Annotated in this window: 16 protein-coding genes and 2 pseudogenes; 10 read left to right on the top strand and 8 right to left on the bottom strand. The window is 50.8% G+C overall.

The window, feature by feature from the left end; translation table 11 throughout:
* Positions 1-405 precede the first annotated feature (405 nt).
* The gene (locus BUA28_RS04500; RefSeq protein WP_072766916.1) at positions 406-1404 is read left to right on the top strand and encodes a PstS family phosphate ABC transporter substrate-binding protein; all 999 of its coding nucleotides are present in this window, start codon (positions 406-408) and stop codon (positions 1402-1404) included.
* A gap of 291 nt (positions 1405-1695) precedes the next feature.
* On the opposite strand, the gene BUA28_RS15785 is transcribed toward BUA28_RS04500, so the two are convergent.
* Positions 1696-1851: a hypothetical protein gene (locus BUA28_RS15785; RefSeq protein WP_178297886.1), complete on the bottom strand. Its 156-nt coding sequence runs from the start codon at positions 1849-1851 to the stop codon at positions 1696-1698.
* 385 nt (positions 1852-2236) lie between these two features.
* Here BUA28_RS15785 and BUA28_RS04495 point away from each other — a divergent pair, with 385 nt between their 5' ends.
* Positions 2237-3739 (top strand): OprO/OprP family phosphate-selective porin, encoded by a 1503-nt coding sequence (locus BUA28_RS04495; protein WP_072766915.1) that lies wholly within the window; start codon positions 2237-2239, stop codon positions 3737-3739.
* A gap of 715 nt (positions 3740-4454) precedes the next feature.
* Here BUA28_RS04495 and BUA28_RS04490 read toward each other — a convergent pair.
* Positions 4455-4682: a hypothetical protein gene (locus tag BUA28_RS04490; protein WP_072766914.1), complete on the bottom strand. Its 228-nt coding sequence runs from the start codon at positions 4680-4682 to the stop codon at positions 4455-4457.
* Between the two features lie 252 nt (positions 4683-4934).
* Here BUA28_RS04490 and BUA28_RS04480 point away from each other — a divergent pair, with 252 nt between their 5' ends.
* Positions 4935-6443, top strand: coding sequence for an alkaline phosphatase PhoX (locus BUA28_RS04480; RefSeq protein ID WP_256598236.1), 1509 nt, complete (start codon positions 4935-4937; stop codon positions 6441-6443).
* A 32-nt stretch (positions 6444-6475) separates the two neighbouring features.
* Here BUA28_RS04480 and BUA28_RS04475 read toward each other — a convergent pair.
* The 3 genes and pseudogenes from BUA28_RS04475 to BUA28_RS04465 form a co-directional block, all read right to left on the bottom strand.
* A pseudogene (locus BUA28_RS04475) lies at positions 6476-6747 on the bottom strand (DUF932 domain-containing protein); the annotation flags it as partial.
* Positions 6748-6858: 111 nt separating this feature from the next.
* The gene (locus BUA28_RS04470; RefSeq protein WP_178297884.1) at positions 6859-7482 is read right to left on the bottom strand and encodes a MarC family protein; all 624 of its coding nucleotides are present in this window, start codon (positions 7480-7482) and stop codon (positions 6859-6861) included.
* Between the two features lie 422 nt (positions 7483-7904).
* Positions 7905-8495: a CHRD domain-containing protein gene (locus tag BUA28_RS04465; protein ID WP_072766911.1), complete on the bottom strand. Its 591-nt coding sequence runs from the start codon at positions 8493-8495 to the stop codon at positions 7905-7907.
* 422 nt (positions 8496-8917) lie between these two features.
* Between BUA28_RS04465 and BUA28_RS04460 the strand changes: the two genes are divergently transcribed.
* The 6 genes from BUA28_RS04460 to BUA28_RS04435 all read left to right on the top strand — a co-directional run bounded on the left by BUA28_RS04460 (position 8918) and on the right by BUA28_RS04435 (position 15272).
* Positions 8918-10831: a Tar ligand binding domain-containing protein gene (locus tag BUA28_RS04460; RefSeq protein ID WP_072766910.1), complete on the top strand. Its 1914-nt coding sequence runs from the start codon at positions 8918-8920 to the stop codon at positions 10829-10831.
* Entirely contained in the window at positions 10828-11241 is a 414-nt protein-coding gene (locus BUA28_RS04455; RefSeq protein WP_072766909.1) for a response regulator, read from the top strand. The genes BUA28_RS04460 and BUA28_RS04455 overlap by 4 nt, the downstream gene beginning before the upstream one ends.
* A 51-nt stretch (positions 11242-11292) precedes the next feature.
* Complete coding sequence (locus BUA28_RS04450; protein ID WP_072766908.1) at positions 11293-12975, top strand: hybrid sensor histidine kinase/response regulator; 1683 nt, start codon at positions 11293-11295, stop codon at positions 12973-12975.
* Between the two features lie 334 nt (positions 12976-13309).
* A complete protein-coding gene (locus BUA28_RS04445; RefSeq protein WP_256598235.1) occupies positions 13310-13915 on the top strand; it encodes a UdgX family uracil-DNA binding protein in 606 nt (201 codons plus the stop codon).
* Between the two features lie 150 nt (positions 13916-14065).
* Positions 14066-14404, top strand: a complete 339-nt coding sequence (locus BUA28_RS04440; protein WP_178297911.1) for a cupin domain-containing protein — start codon at positions 14066-14068, stop codon at positions 14402-14404.
* Positions 14405-14408: 4 nt separating this feature from the next.
* Entirely contained in the window at positions 14409-15272 is an 864-nt protein-coding gene (locus BUA28_RS04435) for a DUF72 domain-containing protein (RefSeq protein WP_072766906.1), read from the top strand.
* A gap of 296 nt (positions 15273-15568) precedes the next feature.
* Here the strand turns inward: BUA28_RS04435 and BUA28_RS04430 are convergent, their stop codons facing one another.
* From BUA28_RS04430 to BUA28_RS15780, 3 genes and pseudogenes are all read right to left on the bottom strand, one after another.
* Positions 15569-16042: a KGG domain-containing protein gene (locus tag BUA28_RS04430; protein WP_256325426.1), complete on the bottom strand. Its 474-nt coding sequence runs from the start codon at positions 16040-16042 to the stop codon at positions 15569-15571.
* A 1194-nt stretch (positions 16043-17236) separates the two neighbouring features.
* A pseudogene (locus BUA28_RS04425) lies at positions 17237-17488 on the bottom strand (chromate transporter); the annotation flags it as partial.
* Positions 17489-17510: 22 nt separating this feature from the next.
* Complete coding sequence (locus tag BUA28_RS15780) at positions 17511-17660, bottom strand: hypothetical protein (protein ID WP_178297882.1); 150 nt, start codon at positions 17658-17660, stop codon at positions 17511-17513.
* Positions 17661-18292: 632 nt separating this feature from the next.
* On the opposite strand from BUA28_RS15780, the gene BUA28_RS04415 reads away from it, so the two are divergent.
* The gene (locus BUA28_RS04415; protein WP_072766903.1) at positions 18293-19402 is read left to right on the top strand and encodes an ADP-ribosylglycohydrolase family protein; all 1110 of its coding nucleotides are present in this window, start codon (positions 18293-18295) and stop codon (positions 19400-19402) included.
* Positions 19403-19524 lie beyond the last annotated feature (122 nt).

The following is a 19524-nucleotide window of genomic DNA, read 5'->3' as shown; positions in this document are numbered from 1 at the left end:
ATAGGAACAAAACCACAAGTTATCAAGACCCATCATCACCTTTCATTGCCTCTGCATCTTCGGCCGTGCCGGCTTGAACTCTCCTGTGATCGCCTCCATCACTCCGCCTCTCGTTTATAGCCAATCCGCAGCGTCATAAAACAGACACAAAACCGAAATGATATCGACATGACCGGACAGTACTCTCCCAATTGTCTTCCCTTAAAGAAGACGAGAATAACCAGATGAAAATATCAGAGTTGCGTTAAACCCTCTTCTATTTTCGTAATGGTCCAAAAGCACCAAGGCAAAAATACTTATACCAATAAATTAATGCAGGGGCGCTGACCTGGTTACCAACGGGGCTTGAGTTAATAGCCAGGGATGTCACGAAAGCGGTTCCTGATCCATCTTGCGGAGAATGAAATGCTGAAATTGCGGGATATTGAGATAGTAGTAGTGGTATTGGGTGCGCTGCTTGGAGGTGTCAGTATTGTGAATGCTGATCCAATTGTAAAAATTGACGGTTCCAGCACTGTTTATCCCATTACCGAAGCAGTGGCGGAAGATTTTCAGATAGCAAAGAATGGTGCCGTTAAAGTCACAGTTGGTATTTCAGGCACGGGTGGTGGCTTCAAGAAATTTTGCCGCGGTGAAATAGATATCGCCAACGCTTCGCGCCCCATCTCGAAAAAAGAAATGGACAATTGTAAAGCTGCCGGGGTGCAATACGTTGAAATGCCAGTGGCGTACGATGCGTTGACGGTTGTGGTGAATCCAAGAAATGATTGGGTTAAAGTTATTACCGTCGCAGAATTAAAGAAGATTTGGGAGCCCGACGCGCAGGGAAAAATAACCAAATGGAATCAAGTAAACCCGGCATGGCCTGATGAGCCAATAAAGCTTTACGGTCCAGGAGCGGACTCTGGTACCTTTGACTACTTTACTGAAGCCATCGTCGGAAAGGCCAAATCGAGTCGGGGCGATTTCACCGCTTCCGAAGATGACAACGTGCTGGTACAGGGGGTGGCGAGCGATAAAAACGGGCTGGGGTTTTTTGGCTTCGCTTACTACTTCGAAAATCAGAAAAAGGTTAAAGCGCTCGCTGTTGATGGAGATAAAGGCGGTATTACCCCATCCATAAAAACGGTGGAGGATGGAAGCTACCAACCATTATCACGCCCGATTTTTATTTACGTGAATATCAAGGCGGCGGAAAAACCCGGAGTCAAGGAGTTTGTGGAGTTCTATATGAAAAAAGGACCGGCTTTGGTAAGCGAAGTTAAATACTTTCCGCTGCCAGCACAAGCTTACGCCACTAATCTAGAGCACCTGAACAAGAAGAAGCTTGGCACGGTATTTAACGGCCAATCGGAAGTGGGGCTCAAGATCGATGAATTGCTCAAGCGTGAGGCCAGCCTGTAATACGACGAAAATGATGAGGTGGCAGACTGCCAATAACCACTGCTATTTAAACCTTTAAATCTCGGGGGGAAGATAGCGCAGACTCGGAATTGTTGGTAGTTGGTTAAGTACAAGCGGTCAAGCAGGTAGGCTAGGCCGTTCTCCACCTCGAACAGGTCAGCTCTCAGCTGCCGGCATTCTATCCAAAAAGTACTGCCTGCATCTTCTGCGCTTTCCACCCCAATAGTTCCACCCATCATTTTCACAAGTTTTTATCACGGACGGCCCATTCCCCTCTTCGGGCCCCTCCCCCTACCCCAGGCAATGATAAGACTGGAATAACTGATCTATTTTCTCTGCCAGCAATGCCAACGCATGCATCCGATGCTGATCCGAGTCCGGCCGGGGAGATTTTTTCTCACTGGATGGCAACTTTGCCTCCGGGCGGCGTGTACTTGATATTGTCATTCTCTCACAACATGGAATAACGGCAGGAATTCCATGTGCAAGAAGTCTTGTTCAGGCTTCTTCACAGTGATCTTCCGGAGCGCATCCGAAAGCGGGACGGGGCCAGGCGTTCCTCCGTCCATCCCGTAACAACCAATCGGCAAACGTCCAGTAGCTTGGCAGTCCGTGGGGAGACTATTCCTTCATTTACTCCATGCATGGCGGTTTCGAGGCCATTGTAGAAAGCCATCCCATATTCGGATCGAGTCATCATCGTTCAACGCTGCCCTTGGTACTGTCATAGAACTGTTACCAAAGGTTAATAAGGCGGTCATCTCTTTCCCCTATTCTTGCCCCGGTTTTACAAATAAACATAACCATAAACTTCACAACTGGGAGCATAGCTTTGAAGATTTCTAAACTTATATTGGCAGCGGCAGCCGTCTTGGGAGCAAGCACATCGTCCGGAGCTTTTGCGATTGACCTTTATATTGATACCAAAACCAAGCAAATATATGGAGAGCCTGGATCTGACCGGCAACCTATAGGTAATTTTGAGAGAGCCGAACGTGCTCCATCGAACAATACAACGCCAGCGTCGGAAGCAGAGAGAACCGGCCAGTCAACGTCGGGCGACAGAAGCGCGAGACTAAAAGAAAAGGCGGAGCGGGCACAGCTCGTCGGCAAGATTGAATCCATTGAGGAGCGTGTCAAAGAAAGCGAAAAGCAACTCAAACTGGATAAAAACGGCTTGCAATTCGAAACAGCAGACAAGAATTTCAAGTTCAAGATCGGGGGCCGGATCCACACGGATTACACCCATAGCAGCAATGATAATTTCTTCTTTAGGAACGGCACCCCAATTCAAGCCAATGATGGTGCAGAGTTGCGCAGGGGGCGCCTGGAGTTTGCGGGTACTTTCTTTAAAGATTGGGATTTCAAGAGCCAGATCGACTTCGCTGATAACAGTGTCGGCGTCAAGGACATGTTTATCTCATATAGAGGGCTGGATTTTGCAAAGGTCAACGTCGGCCATCAGAAACAGCCTTTCAGCCGTGAGTTACAGGAAAGCTCCAACGACCTCATGTTTATGGAAAGATCATTAATGAATGTGCTTAACGCACCGCTCGTAGATCGTGCCATTGGCTTAAATGTGTCACACAGTGGTAAAAACTGGACTGGACAGGTCGGACTTTTTGGCGAGTCAATCGACCCTAATAACAACAGCATTGATGAAAGCTGGGGAACCAGTTCACGTGTCACTTTTGCACCCATTAACGAAAAGACAAAGGTTGTCCATTTAGGTGTGGCGGGAAACTATCGCAAACCGAGCGGCAGCGGCCAGCTATTCGGTCCCGCTAATGGCGTGAGATTCAGGCATGAAACATCGCATCTGACTAACCTGTTTCCGATTGATTCGAGCACCATAGGAAATATCGAGGACATCAAGATGCTCGGCCTGGAGGCCAGCGGCGTATATGGTCCGTTCAGTGCGGGAGGCGAATATACCCATAGCTGGATTGGCCGCAGCAATGGTCTGGATTCACTAAGCTTCGATGGCTGGTACGGAGAAGCGGCGTGGACGCTCACCGGGGAATCGCGCAACTACAAAGAAGGAAAGTTTCACAGAGTGGAGCCAACCCAGAACTTCAGTTTTTCCAAGGGAGGATGGGGCGCATGGGAGTTGGCAGCACGTGTCGCCGGAGTAGATATGAACGATGGCGCCTTCAGGGCAGGTGAGATGAAAAACTTTACCGCTGCCGTGAACTGGTACGTGAACAGCAACATTCGCTTCATGTTTAACTATGACAAAATCCTGGAAATCAAGGATTCGCCGCTAGTGACGGCAAGCGGTGGAAAGCCGTCTGGCCTGAACACTTTCATGTTCCGGAGTCAAATAGCGTTCTAATGCCGATTCACTTGAGGATTTGCGTGAAATCACGGATCAGTGGGTTCAGATTGCGACCAAGAACGGCCCGAATAGTCCATTTGGTACCTGAACCCCCTCCCCCGCCGATTTTATTTCGAGTTGTCAAGTAATGCGGAAGGGTCTGGTCGCATGGGATTTGATAGGTGCGGTACCGAACATATTCCTCACCTAAAGATTGTAAAAATGCGGCCACACCTGAACGAGGATTTTTTGCTGCTATGTTTTTCCATCCCAAAGAAATGTTATGAAGAAACGAAGATACATTGATCTGTACGGTTATACATCGGATGAGTTTGACCACTTGCTGGAAAGAGGTATTAACAAAAAGCTTCGCTCTGCCGGAAAGTCCAAGTCGGCGTTAGACATGCGCACGGTCTTTGCGGCTTATAAAGATGAAACTCGCACGCTCCCTCGCCGTAGGCTCCGTGAAATGCGCATTACCGCAAGATCTCCAACTTCTCAAGGCACAAACATTTGAGCAGGCTCGCTGCCTGGTTTCGATCTGCCTGATCCATTGTGTGTAAGGGACCCGTCCCAGTTCCGGATACAGGGAACAAGCTTGCTCATGCAAAATCTTCAGAAAAGATTCTTTTGACGAAAGCGTAAAGCAGATGTTGCGGCGCCCATTCCAGTAATGAGCATGTTGTTTTTTTTGTGAACGCAAGCGTTTTTATCTGAACTTTTATCAAGTAGCTTATTCCAGCTCACTTTGATCCGGTTGGTTGTGCATGTCCGAGCACAGCGCAAAGCCCACGCTAGGGCCTTCACGGTTTATCCAGAATACAGTTTTCTCGGGAAAGCCGGTAAGCGATGCTTCATGAAAATGGAGCTTTAAAAGATCGTAGGGATAATTGGTAGAAAGATTTCTTGCGCGTACGACATGTTCCGCGTGGGTTCTCGTATAGACGACGTAGTTAGGCATGGCTTCCTGGTTGTGTATTGGAGCATCTATGTTAACGAAAGCGTGTTGCAGTATTTATGCAAAATAATGAAGCTTTATACCCGCAGTGCGCGGGCTTTTTTTTGCCTTCGAAAATCAAGCTGCTTTCCTTCGCATCCGCAGTTACCTATACCGTAATGCTTCCAGCAGCGCTGTCATCGTTAGGTCATATCCGGAAGGTATATTGCGGAATTGTTCTAAGGATGAGTCTGAGAGCACCTGTGCTTTTCAGCAGTGCTGCTGTTCAATTTCGGAGCTTCCATGTTTAAGCATAAAATACTGAGCGTTATTTTTGTATTGGTACTTCTGGTAATGACTAAAACGGCACAAGCTACAGTTGCCGATACGCATTTCGCCAAATTCCATCCCGTCTCGGGCAGCGTTGCTGCCGGCTCCCTCCCGGAGAGTTCTCCATTTACGTTCTCTTCCACGAGTTTCTCGCAGGTTCGGATCGCAGATCGCATAAGTCAACTCAAGCTTGGAGAGCCCAACTCTGGTGGCTGGGATATGATCACCGCTAATGAGACTGGCTTCGATGCAGGCCGCTACCTGTTTATCCCTTTTGAAACTTTGGAAGCAGGAGTACAGCGTATAGATTTAAAAACAGGACTAACCAAAACCCTCGTTAAGCCAGGCACACAAGGCTTCACCAAGGGGGATGCCTCTCGCTGGACACCTTGGAACAGCTACCTGACCGCAGAGGAATTTTGGGAAAAGGGGAGTACTAAAGGACGTTTATTTGAGCTGACCAACCCCACAACTGCTACTGGCGGCGGCGACTCCAATTTCGTCCATCGGTCAATCGTGCCGCGCGTAGCGCATGAAGGACTAGCCTTTGATAAAGAGAATAACCTGTATTTCATTGATGAGTTTAATGGCGGCAGCATTTATAAATATGTGCCGGCCAGCCACGCTGCCACTACGGGTAACGAGTATTTCTTCGCCGGCCAAACCTTCGTCCTACAGGTCAACGGAGGTGACAATGCGAACGTAGTAGGGTCTTTTGTATGGATTCCGATTACTAATACAACGGGGGGCCCCATTGATGGGATATCGGTGATGAATGCCGATGGAACCATCGATGGCCGCGAGACGGCGAAAATGGTGAAAGGTACCGGTTACCAGCGCCCTGAGGATATAGAGATCAAAACCTTGGTAAACGGAGATGAAATGTTGTTTGTGGCCACCACGTCGACCCACGAGGTGTACTCCATTAATCTTGATTCCAACGAAGTAAATCTCTTTGTAAGCCGTAACACCGTAGACAAGTCGACGGGCGTATCGGTGGGCACCTCGTTGGCCAATCCGGATAATTTGGCGATCGATGCGGCTGGGAATATTTATATTGTCGAGGACCAACCCGCCGGGATGGCTGACATCTGGTTTGCCCGGGATACCGACAATGATGGCGTGGCTGACTCGGTCGCGCGCTGGGCATCTCTATCCACTATAGGGGCCGAGGCTACCGGCCTTTATTTTGACAAGTTTGATGCCAATGTCGCCTATGTGAATGTGCAACATCCGGATAGTCTCGTGGACAGTACGATCATGATCTCCGCAATTCCAGAACCGAATCTGGCCTCTGCAATTCCGGAATCAAATTTGCCCTCCGAATTGCCGGGATCGAATCTAAGCTCCGCAATGCCGGAATCGATGGCTTTGTCCGTGTTGCTGTCTGGTATGGGCTTGATGGGCTTGATGGGCTTTATTGTTCATCGCAGGTCCGTAAATAGTATTTCCTGAACAGGATTCGTATGTCTATGTTATTCGTTTTTTCTGGAGGCACCGGCCAGCATCTGGTAAAAGCTGGTGCCCATCATGGCTGTTGAGCAAAATAATCTCGTTGGCTTCCCTGCCGATGATTTGATTGGCGTGACGCAGCGGATCAAGTGTTTGGCGTACTCGCGCCGGCTATCGTCGCGTCACGCGTCTGGCACACCATGAACGGCTGAAAATCTTTATTGCGCAACCCCTTCAGCACATCGCTGGTAGGAATATAAGCGTATCGCTCCGAGCGGCTTTGATGCTTGCCTTCGGCAAAGATCGCTGTTCTGCCTAAGGGGTCATAACCGAATATGGGTCATCCATTTTTCGGCAATAGTAAATACGTTCTCGACACTTCCAGGTCATCCAATCTTATCCAATAAGAATTTTGACACTACGCTGGAGCAAGCATCGGAAACAGTCCACGTAATCCTGTGGCCATCATCTCTACGGCCATCGCCGCAAGGATAAATCCTCCCACGCGCTGTACTACATCCAAAGTAGATTGACGAATCTTCTTTTCCGCCTGACAAGCCATATAAAAAGTTATCCAGCACACGATACCTACGATAAGGATAGGCACCACCACATGAATCAGATCGACAGAGGTATGCCATGCACTATTTCCCATGACATAGCTGAATGCCGCCGGACCGGCTAGCAGTGGCACAGCCAGAGGAACGATTGCGGCTTCCCGAACTCCCTCTTCATTAGCAATACCGGGCGACCCCTTAAAGGTTGATTCCTTCCCAAGAACCATTGCTATTGCCAGCAACAAGACAATGACTCCTCCGCCAACCTGCATCGCCCCCAGCGATACGCCGAGCAATCCTAAAATAGGCATCCCCAGAAATGTTGCCACCAGCAATGCCACCGTAACGCTCAACCCAATAGTCCTGGCAAAGCGGCCCTTGCTGGGTAGATCAAAACCCTCCGTAGCGGCGAGAAAAACCGGGATCATGGAAACAGGTCCCATCAGCACGAACAGCGTGATGGTTTTTTTGATGGTTAGAGCCAAAATTGAAAGCATTATCTAGCGGGGATGGGTGAAATATGTGCGTCCATACAGGCGCAGACTGGGTGGTTTATTCTTTAAAGCGGGCGCTCAATGTTTGATATTCGGGTACGAGCGGGATTCTCTGTTTAGCCTCTGTTCTCCGTTTTATCGTATTGCGCGTTTCCGCTGCCCCAGAGATTTTACAGAACTCAACAATACTGGATAGGTCCCGAGGCACACCACAGGATCGGTATGGGTGTATGGTATAACAAAGCGGCTTCGGCAATCGAGGTGATGCAACGAGATAATGGAATTAGTCGAATTGGCATAAACCACCCGGCGAGAACCAATATCGTAGACGAGCATGGAGTCAGGCTTGATAGTACAAAAAAAAGGGGGCACGAAGGCCCCCTGTTGATATGCAGTTTAAGTGCAAAGTTGGGTCAAGCACGCCGCCGTCGTGCGACCGCACTTATCATGGCGAGACCGGCAAGCAGCATTGCATAAGTCTCGGGTTCGGGTATGGGCGCGAGGAAACCGCGTATCTCGCCCATTGGAAACATGACGCTATGAATATTTGAATAGGCGCTGCCAGTATTCAACCCCGTCAGCAGCGCATTGAATGCGCCATCAACGTTATTTCCATTGGCCGCGATGAAAGCAGGGTTATAATTCGATGCATTCTTCATATCAAAAGTATGGTCATAGACGCCCTCCCTTACGCCGGACGGAAAATCTGGAAATGTAGGGATTGCGGTTGCCACGCCTGCGGTGCCGTTGTTGGGCGCAGTAGTGCAACAATGGATATGTGAAACTGTAGTATCCGCCATAAGCCCGCTAAAACTTTCATGGATGTGCATTGTGCGAAGATCGGAGTCTATGCTGACCGTTGCCATACCGGTACCGGGAGAAATATTAGGTGGAGCCTCGCTGGGGCCATCAAGCTTGGTTTGGTAAAATGTCTGATCAGCGGCGGCGGGAACGGCTACTGCCGCCGCCAAAAGACCTCCCACAAATAAGGCGTTGAGTTTCATGACTGTTACCTCCTTTAAGACGATTGGACTGCGAGGCGTTACGGATACCGCAATAATAAGGGCGAACGTTTACGAAGACGTGTATCGAGGTACGAAAAGCTAATGAAATTGTACATATCGGCAATCGTCGTTCAATAGGCCATGTGGTGGGGTCGCGGCTGACAAGCCGCTACAGCATGAGTCAATGCAACCCGATTAGTGAGTTATTTAAGGATATTGGAGATTTGGAGACTGATTCCGCTTTTCTTTATTGAAATAATAATTTTGGCTCTGCTCAGCCCTGTCGAAACCACTGAACGATGCGGAGTTGTTAAATTAAATCAAAAGATGTTTTTCACTTTCGGCTCATACGGGTAATATCAAAGGCTTTGGTACAAGACGAAAAGAAAAGATGTTTTCCATTTTGAGTAATCCGAGCCAATATGTTTAAGAACCTGACTATCAAATCGCGCTTGATCTTCATTCTTTCCTTCCTGCTGATTTTTGTGTTAGGGATTCAAGTGGTTGGGTTGTTTGGTATGAGCAGCGCGATAGGCGGCCTGAAAACCGTTTATCTTGACAGATCCATCCCTCTGAGCCAGGTGACGCATATCGAGTCGCTTCTGCTGCACAACCGGCTTGCCATCACCTCTGCTTTGGTTATGCCGACGCGCGAGATCATCGAGAACAAGACGGCAACTGTCGAGAAAAATATTGAGACAATTATCAGAACCTGGGAAGCTTACATTGCGACAAACCTAACCCCGATGGAAAGTAAGCTGGCCAATAAATTCGCTTTAGACCACAGGAAATATATCTCCGAAGGCGTGTTGCCGGCAGTAGCCGCTTTGCGGGCAAATAAAATCGGCGAAGCAAACCGGATTCTGGTCGAAAAGATTCGTCCTCTCTATCCAGCTGTTAGCGAAACCATTGACGCACTTGTCTTGCTGCAAATTGATGAGACCAAGATAAAATATACGGAGGAACAAAAACGCTACCAGACCATTCGCAATATCCTTATTGCGTCGATAGTCCTGGCCCTGGTGTTGGCTGCGTTGTTCAGCCTCATTTTCATTCGCTCCATTTTCCGGCCGCTGGAAGATGTAGTGAACATTGCCCGGAGTGTTGCCGCGGGCAACTTAAGGCAGGAAATCCAGGTCCGGTCGAAAAATGAAATCGGCCAGCTCATGCAAGCGCTGAAGGAAATGCGGGACAGTCTGGTGGATACCATCGGCCGGGTCCGCGACAGTGAAGCGCATACACGCGCTTTATTGAACAACCTGATCGTCGGCGTTACATCGGTTGACGAACAGGGCGCAATCAGATCCTTCAATCCCGCTGCCGAAAGAATTTTTGATTACCCGGAGAGCGAGATTATCGGGCAAAATATCGGTCTGCTATTCCCGCCCCAGGGTCAGGGTCAGGACCAGCATATCGATTATCTTGAAAATTACTTGAAAACGGGCTCTAAAGCGTTTGGAGTGACGACTGAAGTGGCAGGGCTGCGCAAGAATGGCGCAACGTTTCCACTGGACATTGCCGTAGTCGAGATGCATGGCGGCGAGCGCCGCATGTTCGTGGTCATTTTGCGTGACATTAGCGAACGCAAGCTCGTGGAGGAGCAGAAAGCCAGCTTAATGGCCGACCTGGAAAGCGCCAATGAGGAACTGAAAAGCTTCGCCTATGTGGCCTCTCACGATCTAAAGGCGCCGCTGCGAGCCATCGGCGCACTGGCGGATTGGCTTTCCACCGATTACGCGGACAAATTCGATGACGAAGGCCGGGAGCATATGCGCCTTCTTGTCAGTCGGGTACACCGCATGGGAAACTTGATCGATGGCATTTTGCAATATTCTCGCGTAGGCCGGGTAAGAGAGACACCAGTCGCGGTAGACGTCGGCGAGGTAGTGGAAGATGTGATTGAGCTTCTTGCCCCCCCGCCGAATATTAACATTACTGTAGAAAATCACTTGCCGACTGTCATCATAGAGCCAACCCGTATACAGCAAATACTTCAGAACCTGATTTCGAATGCCATTAAATACATGGATAAGCCTCGGGGCGAGATTCGCATCACGTGTATCGCTGAAGGCGAGCAGTGGAAATTCAGCGTCGTCGACAACGGGCCCGGCATCGAGTCACGCCATTTCGAAAGGATCTTTCAACTATTCCAGACGCTCGCACCTCGGGACCGCATAGAAAGCACCGGCGTCGGCTTGGCCCTGGTGAAAAAGATCGTGGAAATGTATGGCGGCAGCGTCGGGTTGGAGTCCACAATTGGTAAGGGCAGCACATTTTTCTTCACCTTACCCAAAACGTCATTAATTGATAACTCAACTAAAGGAACAGCAGCGTGAAAGTAACTAACAAACCCATTCTCCTGGTGGAAGACGATCAAGTGGATACCATGACGGTTATACGCGCGCTCAAGGAAATCCACGTAACGAATCGGCTCGTGCATCTGGAGAATGGGGAGGAAGCGGTAAGCTATCTTCGAGATCCGGAAAGCGAAAAACCATGCATCATCCTGCTTGACCTGAACATGCCCATCATGAACGGGATTGAGTTTCTGCAGGTGGTGAAACGCGACGACCATCTAAAGCGTATTCCGGTAGTGGTATTGACCACATCGGAGGAACAACAGGATAAAGTGAACAGCTTCAACATGGGGGTCGCCGGCTATATGACCAAGCCGGTCGATTATCGGCAATTCGTCGAAGTCATGCGTTCGATCGATGCCTACTGGACCATAAGCGAAATGCCATGATGAGGACTTCGGTGAAACACTTTTGGATTTTTACCATCAGCTGATTATTCTATGATCAAACCGCTGATTCGCGTACTCCTCGTCGAAGACGACGCCGTGGATCGCATGGCTTGCCGCCGCGCGCTCGCGCGAAACCCGGACTATGATTTCGTGCTTTCAGAAGCCGAATCAGGCCACGAGGGGCTGCAACTCGCTCACGAGCAAAAGCCGGATTGCGTTTTGCTTGACTACCACTTGCCGGACCTGAATGGTCTGGAATTTCTGGCTGCCCTGACCGACGAGGCAGGAGATGTCGCCATACCCGTCATGATGCTTACCGGCACGGACAATGCCGCTATCGCGGTGGAGGCCATGAAACGCGGCGCCAGGGATTATCTTATCAAGGATATGGATCACCAGTACCTGGAATTGTTGCCCGCCATCATTCAGCGCGTATTGAGCGAGCGGCGGATGAGGATGGAAAAGAAGCTGGCGGAAGACAAGCTGGCCCAAGCGGAAGCCAAATATCGTTCGCTGGTGGAGACAATTCCGGCAATAGTATATATCGCTGCGCTGGACGGCACTAATCGCTTTCTTTACGTCAGCTCCCGGATTAAAACACTGGGATTTCCTGCTGAGGAATGGTTGAACGACCCGGATATACTTCTTGCCCGAACTTACGCCGAAGATCGGAGGCATATGCTCGAGGAACGCGCAAAAAGTCGTGCGACCGGCGCACCCTTGCGCTGCGAATACCGTTTGCTTTCCCGTGAGGGATCAGTTTTATGGTTTCGCGATGAAGCGAGCGTGGTTCGGGATGAGTCGGGACGTTCGTTATTCCTACAGGGTATTCTCGTCGATATTACAGAGAGCAAACTGGCGGAAGCTGAGTTGCGGCAACATCGTTATCGTCTCGAAGAATTGGTGGCGAAGCGCACAGATGAATTAGCAAAGGTTAACGAAGAATTGCGCCGTGATATTGCTGAACGGAAGCTGATAGAAACGGAACTGACCAAAGCCAAGACTGATGCGGAAAAGGCCAATCTCGCCAAATCCGACTTCCTTTCCAGCATGAGTCATGAGTTGCGATCTCCGCTCAATGTCATGCTTGGCTTCGCGCAGTTGATGGAATCCAGTTCGCCACCGCCGACGTTCACCCAGATGACCATGCTCAAGGAGATCAATGCCGCAGGGTGGTACTTGCTGGAGCTGATCAATAAAATCCTCGATCTGGCCACAATTGAATCCGGCAAACTCGTGGTTTCCCAAGAACCCATGTGTATGGGGGATGTCATGGTGGAATGCCGGACCATGGTGGAACCGCAAGCGCAGGAGCGTAATATTCAACTGATATTTCCGCCGGCGGATATGCATTTCTTTGTGAGAGCCGATCGAACGCGGGTGAAACAGGTGCTGATTAATCTTCTATCCAACGCGATCAAATATAACCGCGAAGGTGGAACAGTTGAAGTAAATTGCAATGCGACCGCACCGCACCGTATCCGTATCAGCGTCACGGATACCGGCGCCGGATTGCCGCCTGAAAAGCTGACGCAACTTTTCCAGCAGTTCAATCGACTTGGCCAGGAAGACGGTTCGGTTGAGGGTACGGGCATAGGCCTCGTCGTGACCAAGCAATTGATCGAGCTGATGGGAGGTGAAATCGGCGTGGAAAGTACGGTCGGTGAAGGCAGCGTGTTCTGGTTCGAACTGACTGCGGACGATGTCCCCAAAAACTTGCAAGGAACGCTGTAAAAACAGGGGCTGCGAGCTTGAACAACGCTTGCGCCTGTTAGTTCGGCATGGTTATCTGTAACGACACTGGCTAGGCTTGTAATATTTTTTCTCCAGTCCCATCCGTCTCTTATCGGTCCGGCCTTGCATCTTAGTCCCGGCACCATATTTTGCCTATCGGCAATGCCAGCAGCAGTGGCTGGTACTGTACCGCTTAATCCAGTTCGCTTTTTTTTATTGTCCTTCTCCAAAATCTCCAAGCTTTTCAGGTTTATTTGACCTATAAATTTATTTCCTGGCAAATAAATTTATAAGCCGCGGGCCCTGCTATATGAAGGCTACTTCAGGAAATTCGTTGCATCCCGCAGAGCGGGCGGGTGACACGATCGAAGCCCTGCGTAAAGCGGCAATGGACTGTCGAGCTTGCCCACTGTGGGAGCATGCAACCCAAACCGTTTTCGGCGAAGGTCCTTCGCATGCATCGATCATGCTCGTAGGCGAGCAGCCTGGCGACCGGGAAGATCTGGCAGGCCACCCGTTCGTGGGTCCAGCCGGCCAACTTCTGGCACGGGCGTTGGCAACGGTCGAGATACCACAAGAAGATGTTTATATTACCAACGCCGTCAAGCACTTCAAATTCGAAGTCCGCGGGAAACGTCGTATGCACAAAAAACCTGCCGACGCAGAAATTGCCGCGTGTCACGACTGGCTTCGGCGCGAAATCGAACTGGTCGCCCCTCGCCTTCTTATCGCCCTGGGTGCGACAGCTACCCGCTCACTGCTGGGCCGCGCGACACCGATTACAGCTAATCGGGGAAAACTTCGTGAATATGCATCAGGTATATCGTTGCTGATTACGGTTCATCCCTCGTTCTTGTTGCGAGTGCCCGATCGAGACAGGGATGAGGAATATGACCGCTTTGTCGACGATCTCAAACTGGCAAGGCCTTTTCTGCGCTGATAATCCCGCCAGAAACAGGCGCAGCTTGTTTGATCTAACATAATGGTGAGTGTGCCGCACGCGATCCTCTCAACAACGCGCGAAACCGTGTCACTTTCGGGCTGTCCAATTTTTTTCTTTATTTCTTTGATGCAGGAGGCGCAAGTGAAAATGAAGAACCTGGCGTTCGAAAGTGGATTTCGCGTAGTCCTTGGCAACGAGAGTTCTCAGGCAGCGGAGATGGTTCTTCCGCACGGTGATACGGAAGGTGGACCGGAAAATCGTCATCGTGGCGCTGATCAATGGCTGTACGTACTGTCTGGAACCGGGATTGCGACAGTGAACGGCAAGCGCTACGATCTGCACCAAGACGTGCTCATGCTCATTGAACGCGGCGATGAGCATGAAATCCGCAATACCGGTGACGACTTGCTCCGGACGCTCAATTTCTACGTGCCGCCGGCTTATACGATCAGTGGTGAAGAACTGCCGCGTGGGCGGGACTCCTAGTACGGTGAGCGGGACATTTGTAGGGATTTCCGGCTGGCGCTACCCGCCATGGCGAGGGGTTTTTTATCCTTCTGGCCTTCCTCAGGATCGAGAGCTCGAATACGCTTCCAGGGCACTGCCGACCATAGAGATAAATGGAACGTTTTACTCGTTACAGAAACCGGAGAGCTTCCAGCATTGGTATGAGGCCACCCCTCCGGGCTTCATTTTCAGCGTCAAGGGACCCCGCTACATTACTCATGTACGACGCCTGCGCGATGTTCATGGCCCGCTCGCCAACTTCTTTGCGTCCGGATTATTCAACCTTCGAGAAAAACTTGGGCCTATCCTCTGGCAGTTCCCGCCAAGTTTTCGCTATGAACCGGAAAGAATGAAGCTTTTTTTTGAGCTTTTGCCGCACGATACCCAACAGGCGCTGAGCCTTGCTCGCCGTCGTGAGCACCGCATGACAGGGCGTGCGCGACTGGCCGTGGATGCCACGCGCACCGTTCGGCATGCTATCGAGATCCGGAACGAGAGTTTCATTGACGAAACTTTTGTCCAAATGCTGCGCGAGCACAACATTGCGTTCGTCGTTGCCGACACTGCCGGAAAATGGCCCTACCGGGAAGACGTAACCGCGGATTTTCTTTATCTCCGCTTGCATGGCGACAAGAAACTGTATGCGAGCGGATACACCGATGAGGCGCTGGCGCGCTGGGCAGCGAGGATTCGCGCCTGGCGCGCCGGGTCCCAGCCAGAGGACGCGCACCTCATCTCGGCGCAGTCCCCGTTACAACTTCATATGCGTGATGTCTATTGCTATTTTGATAATGATATCAAAGTCAGGGCGCCGTTTGATGCCAAGGCCTTGATAGCGAAACTGTAAAGAATGAAGCCACAGCTGGCGCGCGGTTCATGATTTGATCGTACAAATTCAACCGATGGAATTCCAGGCCGGAGTCAACCTACGGTGTAACTGTGCCGGGTGGTCCGAAAAAATAGAAGAAGAGAAGAAAATTCTCCAAATTCGAAAAATGGTTCTCAAGGAAATTGCTTTGAAATGGCCGGACGCGAAGAAAACGCCGGGGAACGATAATGATGTGTAGCAGCCGCAGCCGAGACTACTACACATCATTAAAAGTAATGGTGAGCAATACAACTCCCCCTCATCACTCTGGGTCACTATTTATTTTTATGGCTTTGGCTACCGGCTTTGGCATGTTGCTCTGATGTTCCACCTCGAGTTGAATGAGAGGAACTCTTGCTGTCCGAGCTACCTTTTTCACGATCGTCCGAACTTCCTTTTCCACGCGATTCTCCGCCTTTTCGGCCAGCTTCGCGAGCTTCCTTCGAATCAAACTCGTGGGCGGTACCCTTGTCATGAGCTGCCTTGCCACCTTTGCTGCCGGCTTCACGAGCTTCCTCCGAATCAAACTCGTGTGCGGTGCCCTTCTCATGAGCCGCTTTGCCACCCTTCCTGCCAGCCTCGCGAGCTTCTTCCGAATCAAACTCGTGTGCGGTACCCTTTTCATGAGCGGCTTTACCACCCTGACTGGCTATTTCGCGTTGCTTATCTTCATCCATGGAAGCAAAACCGCGTTTGCTTTCGCGGCCGCTGCTCCGGTCATCACTTTTTTCTTTATCTGAAGCCATCATGAATCTCCTATTATCGATACCTCAAAAGTTTCCCTCCGACATATAATTCCTCAAACCCAATGTCTTCGGGGTTCTTGTCTCTGTTAATCGAGTTAAACACAACAGAGAGTGACTGCATCCTAATAGGGAAAATCGCTTCACTCTGTTCGGAAGCATACATAACCTGAGCTGTTGACCAAGAAGGTATCAGATGAGATATGGTTAATTCGGAAGCCTTAAGTGCCAGGAGTTGCGGCGCGCCGACGGGCCAGACAGTTGATCAGCCAACAGCCGCTGCTATCTCTGCTGAGCTGTTTTTTGCCGCCCTCACTGCCATCCTTTTTGCGGCTTGGCTATACTCATGATTCATGGGGGTGGCACTGGGGCCGTCAACCTACGGTTTTACGGGAGTACGGGGAGTATCAGGAGATATCCAAGGTTTGCCTGAAGAGTTTGTGTGAGAGTTTGCTTTGGACGATTCTGCTGAGGGTCTGCCTTAGGGCGGTTGCCCCAAGACTCGAGGGAGCCTGTATCAAGGGCGAGTCGCTAGCTACATACCTAAAAAAGAAGCCGGTGCGCCGGACAAGCGTCGCATGAGCACCGGCTGGTTGAGCATTAGCCCTGAATTCAGATGACGTTTCTTTTCAGTAGCTCTACTCAAGTATCTAATCGGTTTTATTCTTTCCGTCCACCATCCTTGGTCATAAAGAACCAAAGAGCAACGGCACCTACACCTATTACGAGAATTGCCATTTCCATGATAACCTCCTTTAAGAATTGAGATGATTCAAGAGTTGACAACTTGACGACCGAGTACCACAGTGCACTTCTCCCGATTTTCGCCAGCAAGCACCTTCAGAAACATCCCTCTATTTAAAGAACCTTACCTGCGGATGAAACTCGTCGTTCCACCCGCTAACCTTCGACCCTAGTGCAAATAAAAAGTTCTGGCTTCAAGCATTAAGGCCTCTCTGAAGCCGTAATAATCCTACTTCCTTTGTGGGTAAAAGATATGTGCGGTTTCGCACACTCGGAGACCCTCTGTGCTTATTTATTCAGGATCAAGGTAACTGCTTCCACTAACTCATCATATTATTTTCTCGAACCCGGCTATCTTTCAGTCTGGCTTGCGTTTTCAGAAGGTGATACTTGACAGCCACCCGCCCAGGCCGCTGCATAGGACGGCTAGCCAAGGCGGAAGTTTCGGAAGTTTCATGATGGTAAAGTGAAGGCTGTCCACGCCGCAAGTGCGCCGATCATTCCAGCGTGAGCGAGACCGATTGCCATGCCGACCTGGCTGCTGGCCGGACCGGGCAGAAATTGGCAGAAAGCAACCAGGTCTGCATAACTGCGCTCGCCAAGCCACCCGCGGCGCATGACGAATTCGTCGTGAAAGTATCCCAGTTGCGCGATAGGTCCACCGAACGAGGTCAAACCCAAACGTAGGAAGACAAAAAAACCGTCCAGGTTCTGCCCTGGTTTTTTGCCTTCATATCATTTCCTGCTGATAATTGATAAGTCCGTTGATCGCAAAGACAGTAACCTGATACATGAAGGAAATTGGGCCGGTGAATCTTTTGCCTTTCTGTCCCGGTAGTGCTGCATTCAAATCCAGAAAACCATTTTGAAGAAGAGACATTTTCAACCTCTGGAATCGTACTGAAATATTTACTATACGTTGGCTTGCTCTGTCGTAGTTCGACATAGGCAATCTTGCGTTTTTTAATGCCGCGGGCTATAAAAAGCTTGATGCTGCCATATAACGTTCAGTTCAAGATATAAGCAGGCTCAAAAATTTCTATAGCTGATCAGTTGGATCGTGCTTTTTTACATCGACCCACTGCGTGAATAAATGGGTTTGGATGCTTTGAGGAAAAAGCTGCCGAAGAATAATTCAGGCATTCTCATTTTGTACCAGGTCCTGGGGTATATTGGGAGCGTAAGCACCTCGCTATTTCGGGCGCGAACATCAAGCGAGCCTACTTGAGGTAAACCCGGCCAGTGGTATCGCACATGACGTAAGATGGATTGAAGCCAACCTGCGGTGAAATCCTGCAGCGTCCGGGGCATTCATAGCTTTCAATGCCTGAGTTGCGGTGCCGCAGCGTTGTGTCTCTAAAATTAACCCTTCTTTTTAGCAGACCAATTGCCCGCGGTGAACGCACGCGCTTGATCAACAACTTCTTCTTCCGGCAAAGCTTATGGAATAACCGCTCGTATCAGATTACCTGCCGGTGGGATAATGAGGTTAACCAAGAGGAGGATCAGAACATGTCCGACCCTGCAATACAGGACCGCGCCGCCGGCGCAATTATGGGCGCCTTTATCGGAGATGCCTTAGGCCTTGGCCCGCACTGGTATTACGATCTGGCGGTACTCCGCCGCGACTACGGCGACTGGATCACGACCTATGCCGACCCCAAGGCCGGCCGCTACCATAGCGATCTCAAGGCCGGCCAACTTTCCCAGAGCGGCATTATTCTCCAGTTCATGCTGCGTTCACTCGTCGAGCGCGGAGGCTATGATGAAGCGGATTTCTGCCGGCGGATGGATGAGGAAATCTTCACGTTGCTCAACGGGATGCCGGTGAACGGCCCGGGCGGATATACCCAGCAGTCTATCCGCGACGCCTGGCGCAAGCGTGTGCAGCAAAATCTGCCGTGGGGGCAAACGGGAGGCTTGGCCGATACCACCGAGGCGGTAGCCCGCGCCCTCGCGCTGGCGGTTCGCTATGCCTTCCAACCGCAGGAACTGGCAGCCGCCATCTCCAGCAATACGCGGCTTACCCAGATCGACGATACCGTGGTTACCCTGACTGTCGCGTATGGGGCAGTGCTGGGTCTCCTGGTGCAGGGCCACAAGCTCAACAGGAGCCTCTCCGGCAAGCTCATGCGATTGGCAAGGGCGGGAAAACTGCCTTTCCATTCGATGGCGCATACCGACCTGCAGCCGCCTCAGGCGGACTTTCCGTGCGAAAGTGGATATTTCGTCTCTCCGGACGCTCTGCTCACGCCCTCGTATGTGGCCGCGGCCGCGATGGACCCGGATATCCGCATAGAGCCCGCATGGAAAGTCTCCATCGTTTATGGCATGACCTGCGCCATTTATCACCAACTTCCCGCAGCCTATCATCTCACCGCACGCTTTCCGGACGATTTTGAATCGGCTGTGCTCCACGCCGTGAACGGCGGCGGCGAAAACCAGGCGCGTGCCATGTTGACCGGCGCGCTGGTCGGCGCCCAAGTCGGGCTATCGGGAATACCCCGGCGCTTCCTCGATGGCCTGGACGAAGCCGAAACGCTCCAGCGGCTTGCAATGGATCTGGCCTCTAAAGTCGGCGCTTCAACCGCAGCGTCCCTTGGTGGCGTGCAGGCAACGTAGAGCAAATGGCGCTAGTCTCATAAAACTCTGCAAGTCCACATCATCGCCAACCGTCGCGATGCTCCTGCAAAGAGATGATCTCGTCGTCGCAGGCCACCACGGCAACGGCACGGAACTCCAGC

The organism is Nitrosospira sp. Nsp11, from assembly GCF_900142705.1.
Lineage (GTDB): Bacteria > Pseudomonadota > Gammaproteobacteria > Burkholderiales > Nitrosomonadaceae > Nitrosospira.
The sequence above is the reverse complement of the archived record's forward strand: the minus strand, read 5'-3'. Positions and strand labels throughout refer to the sequence as shown.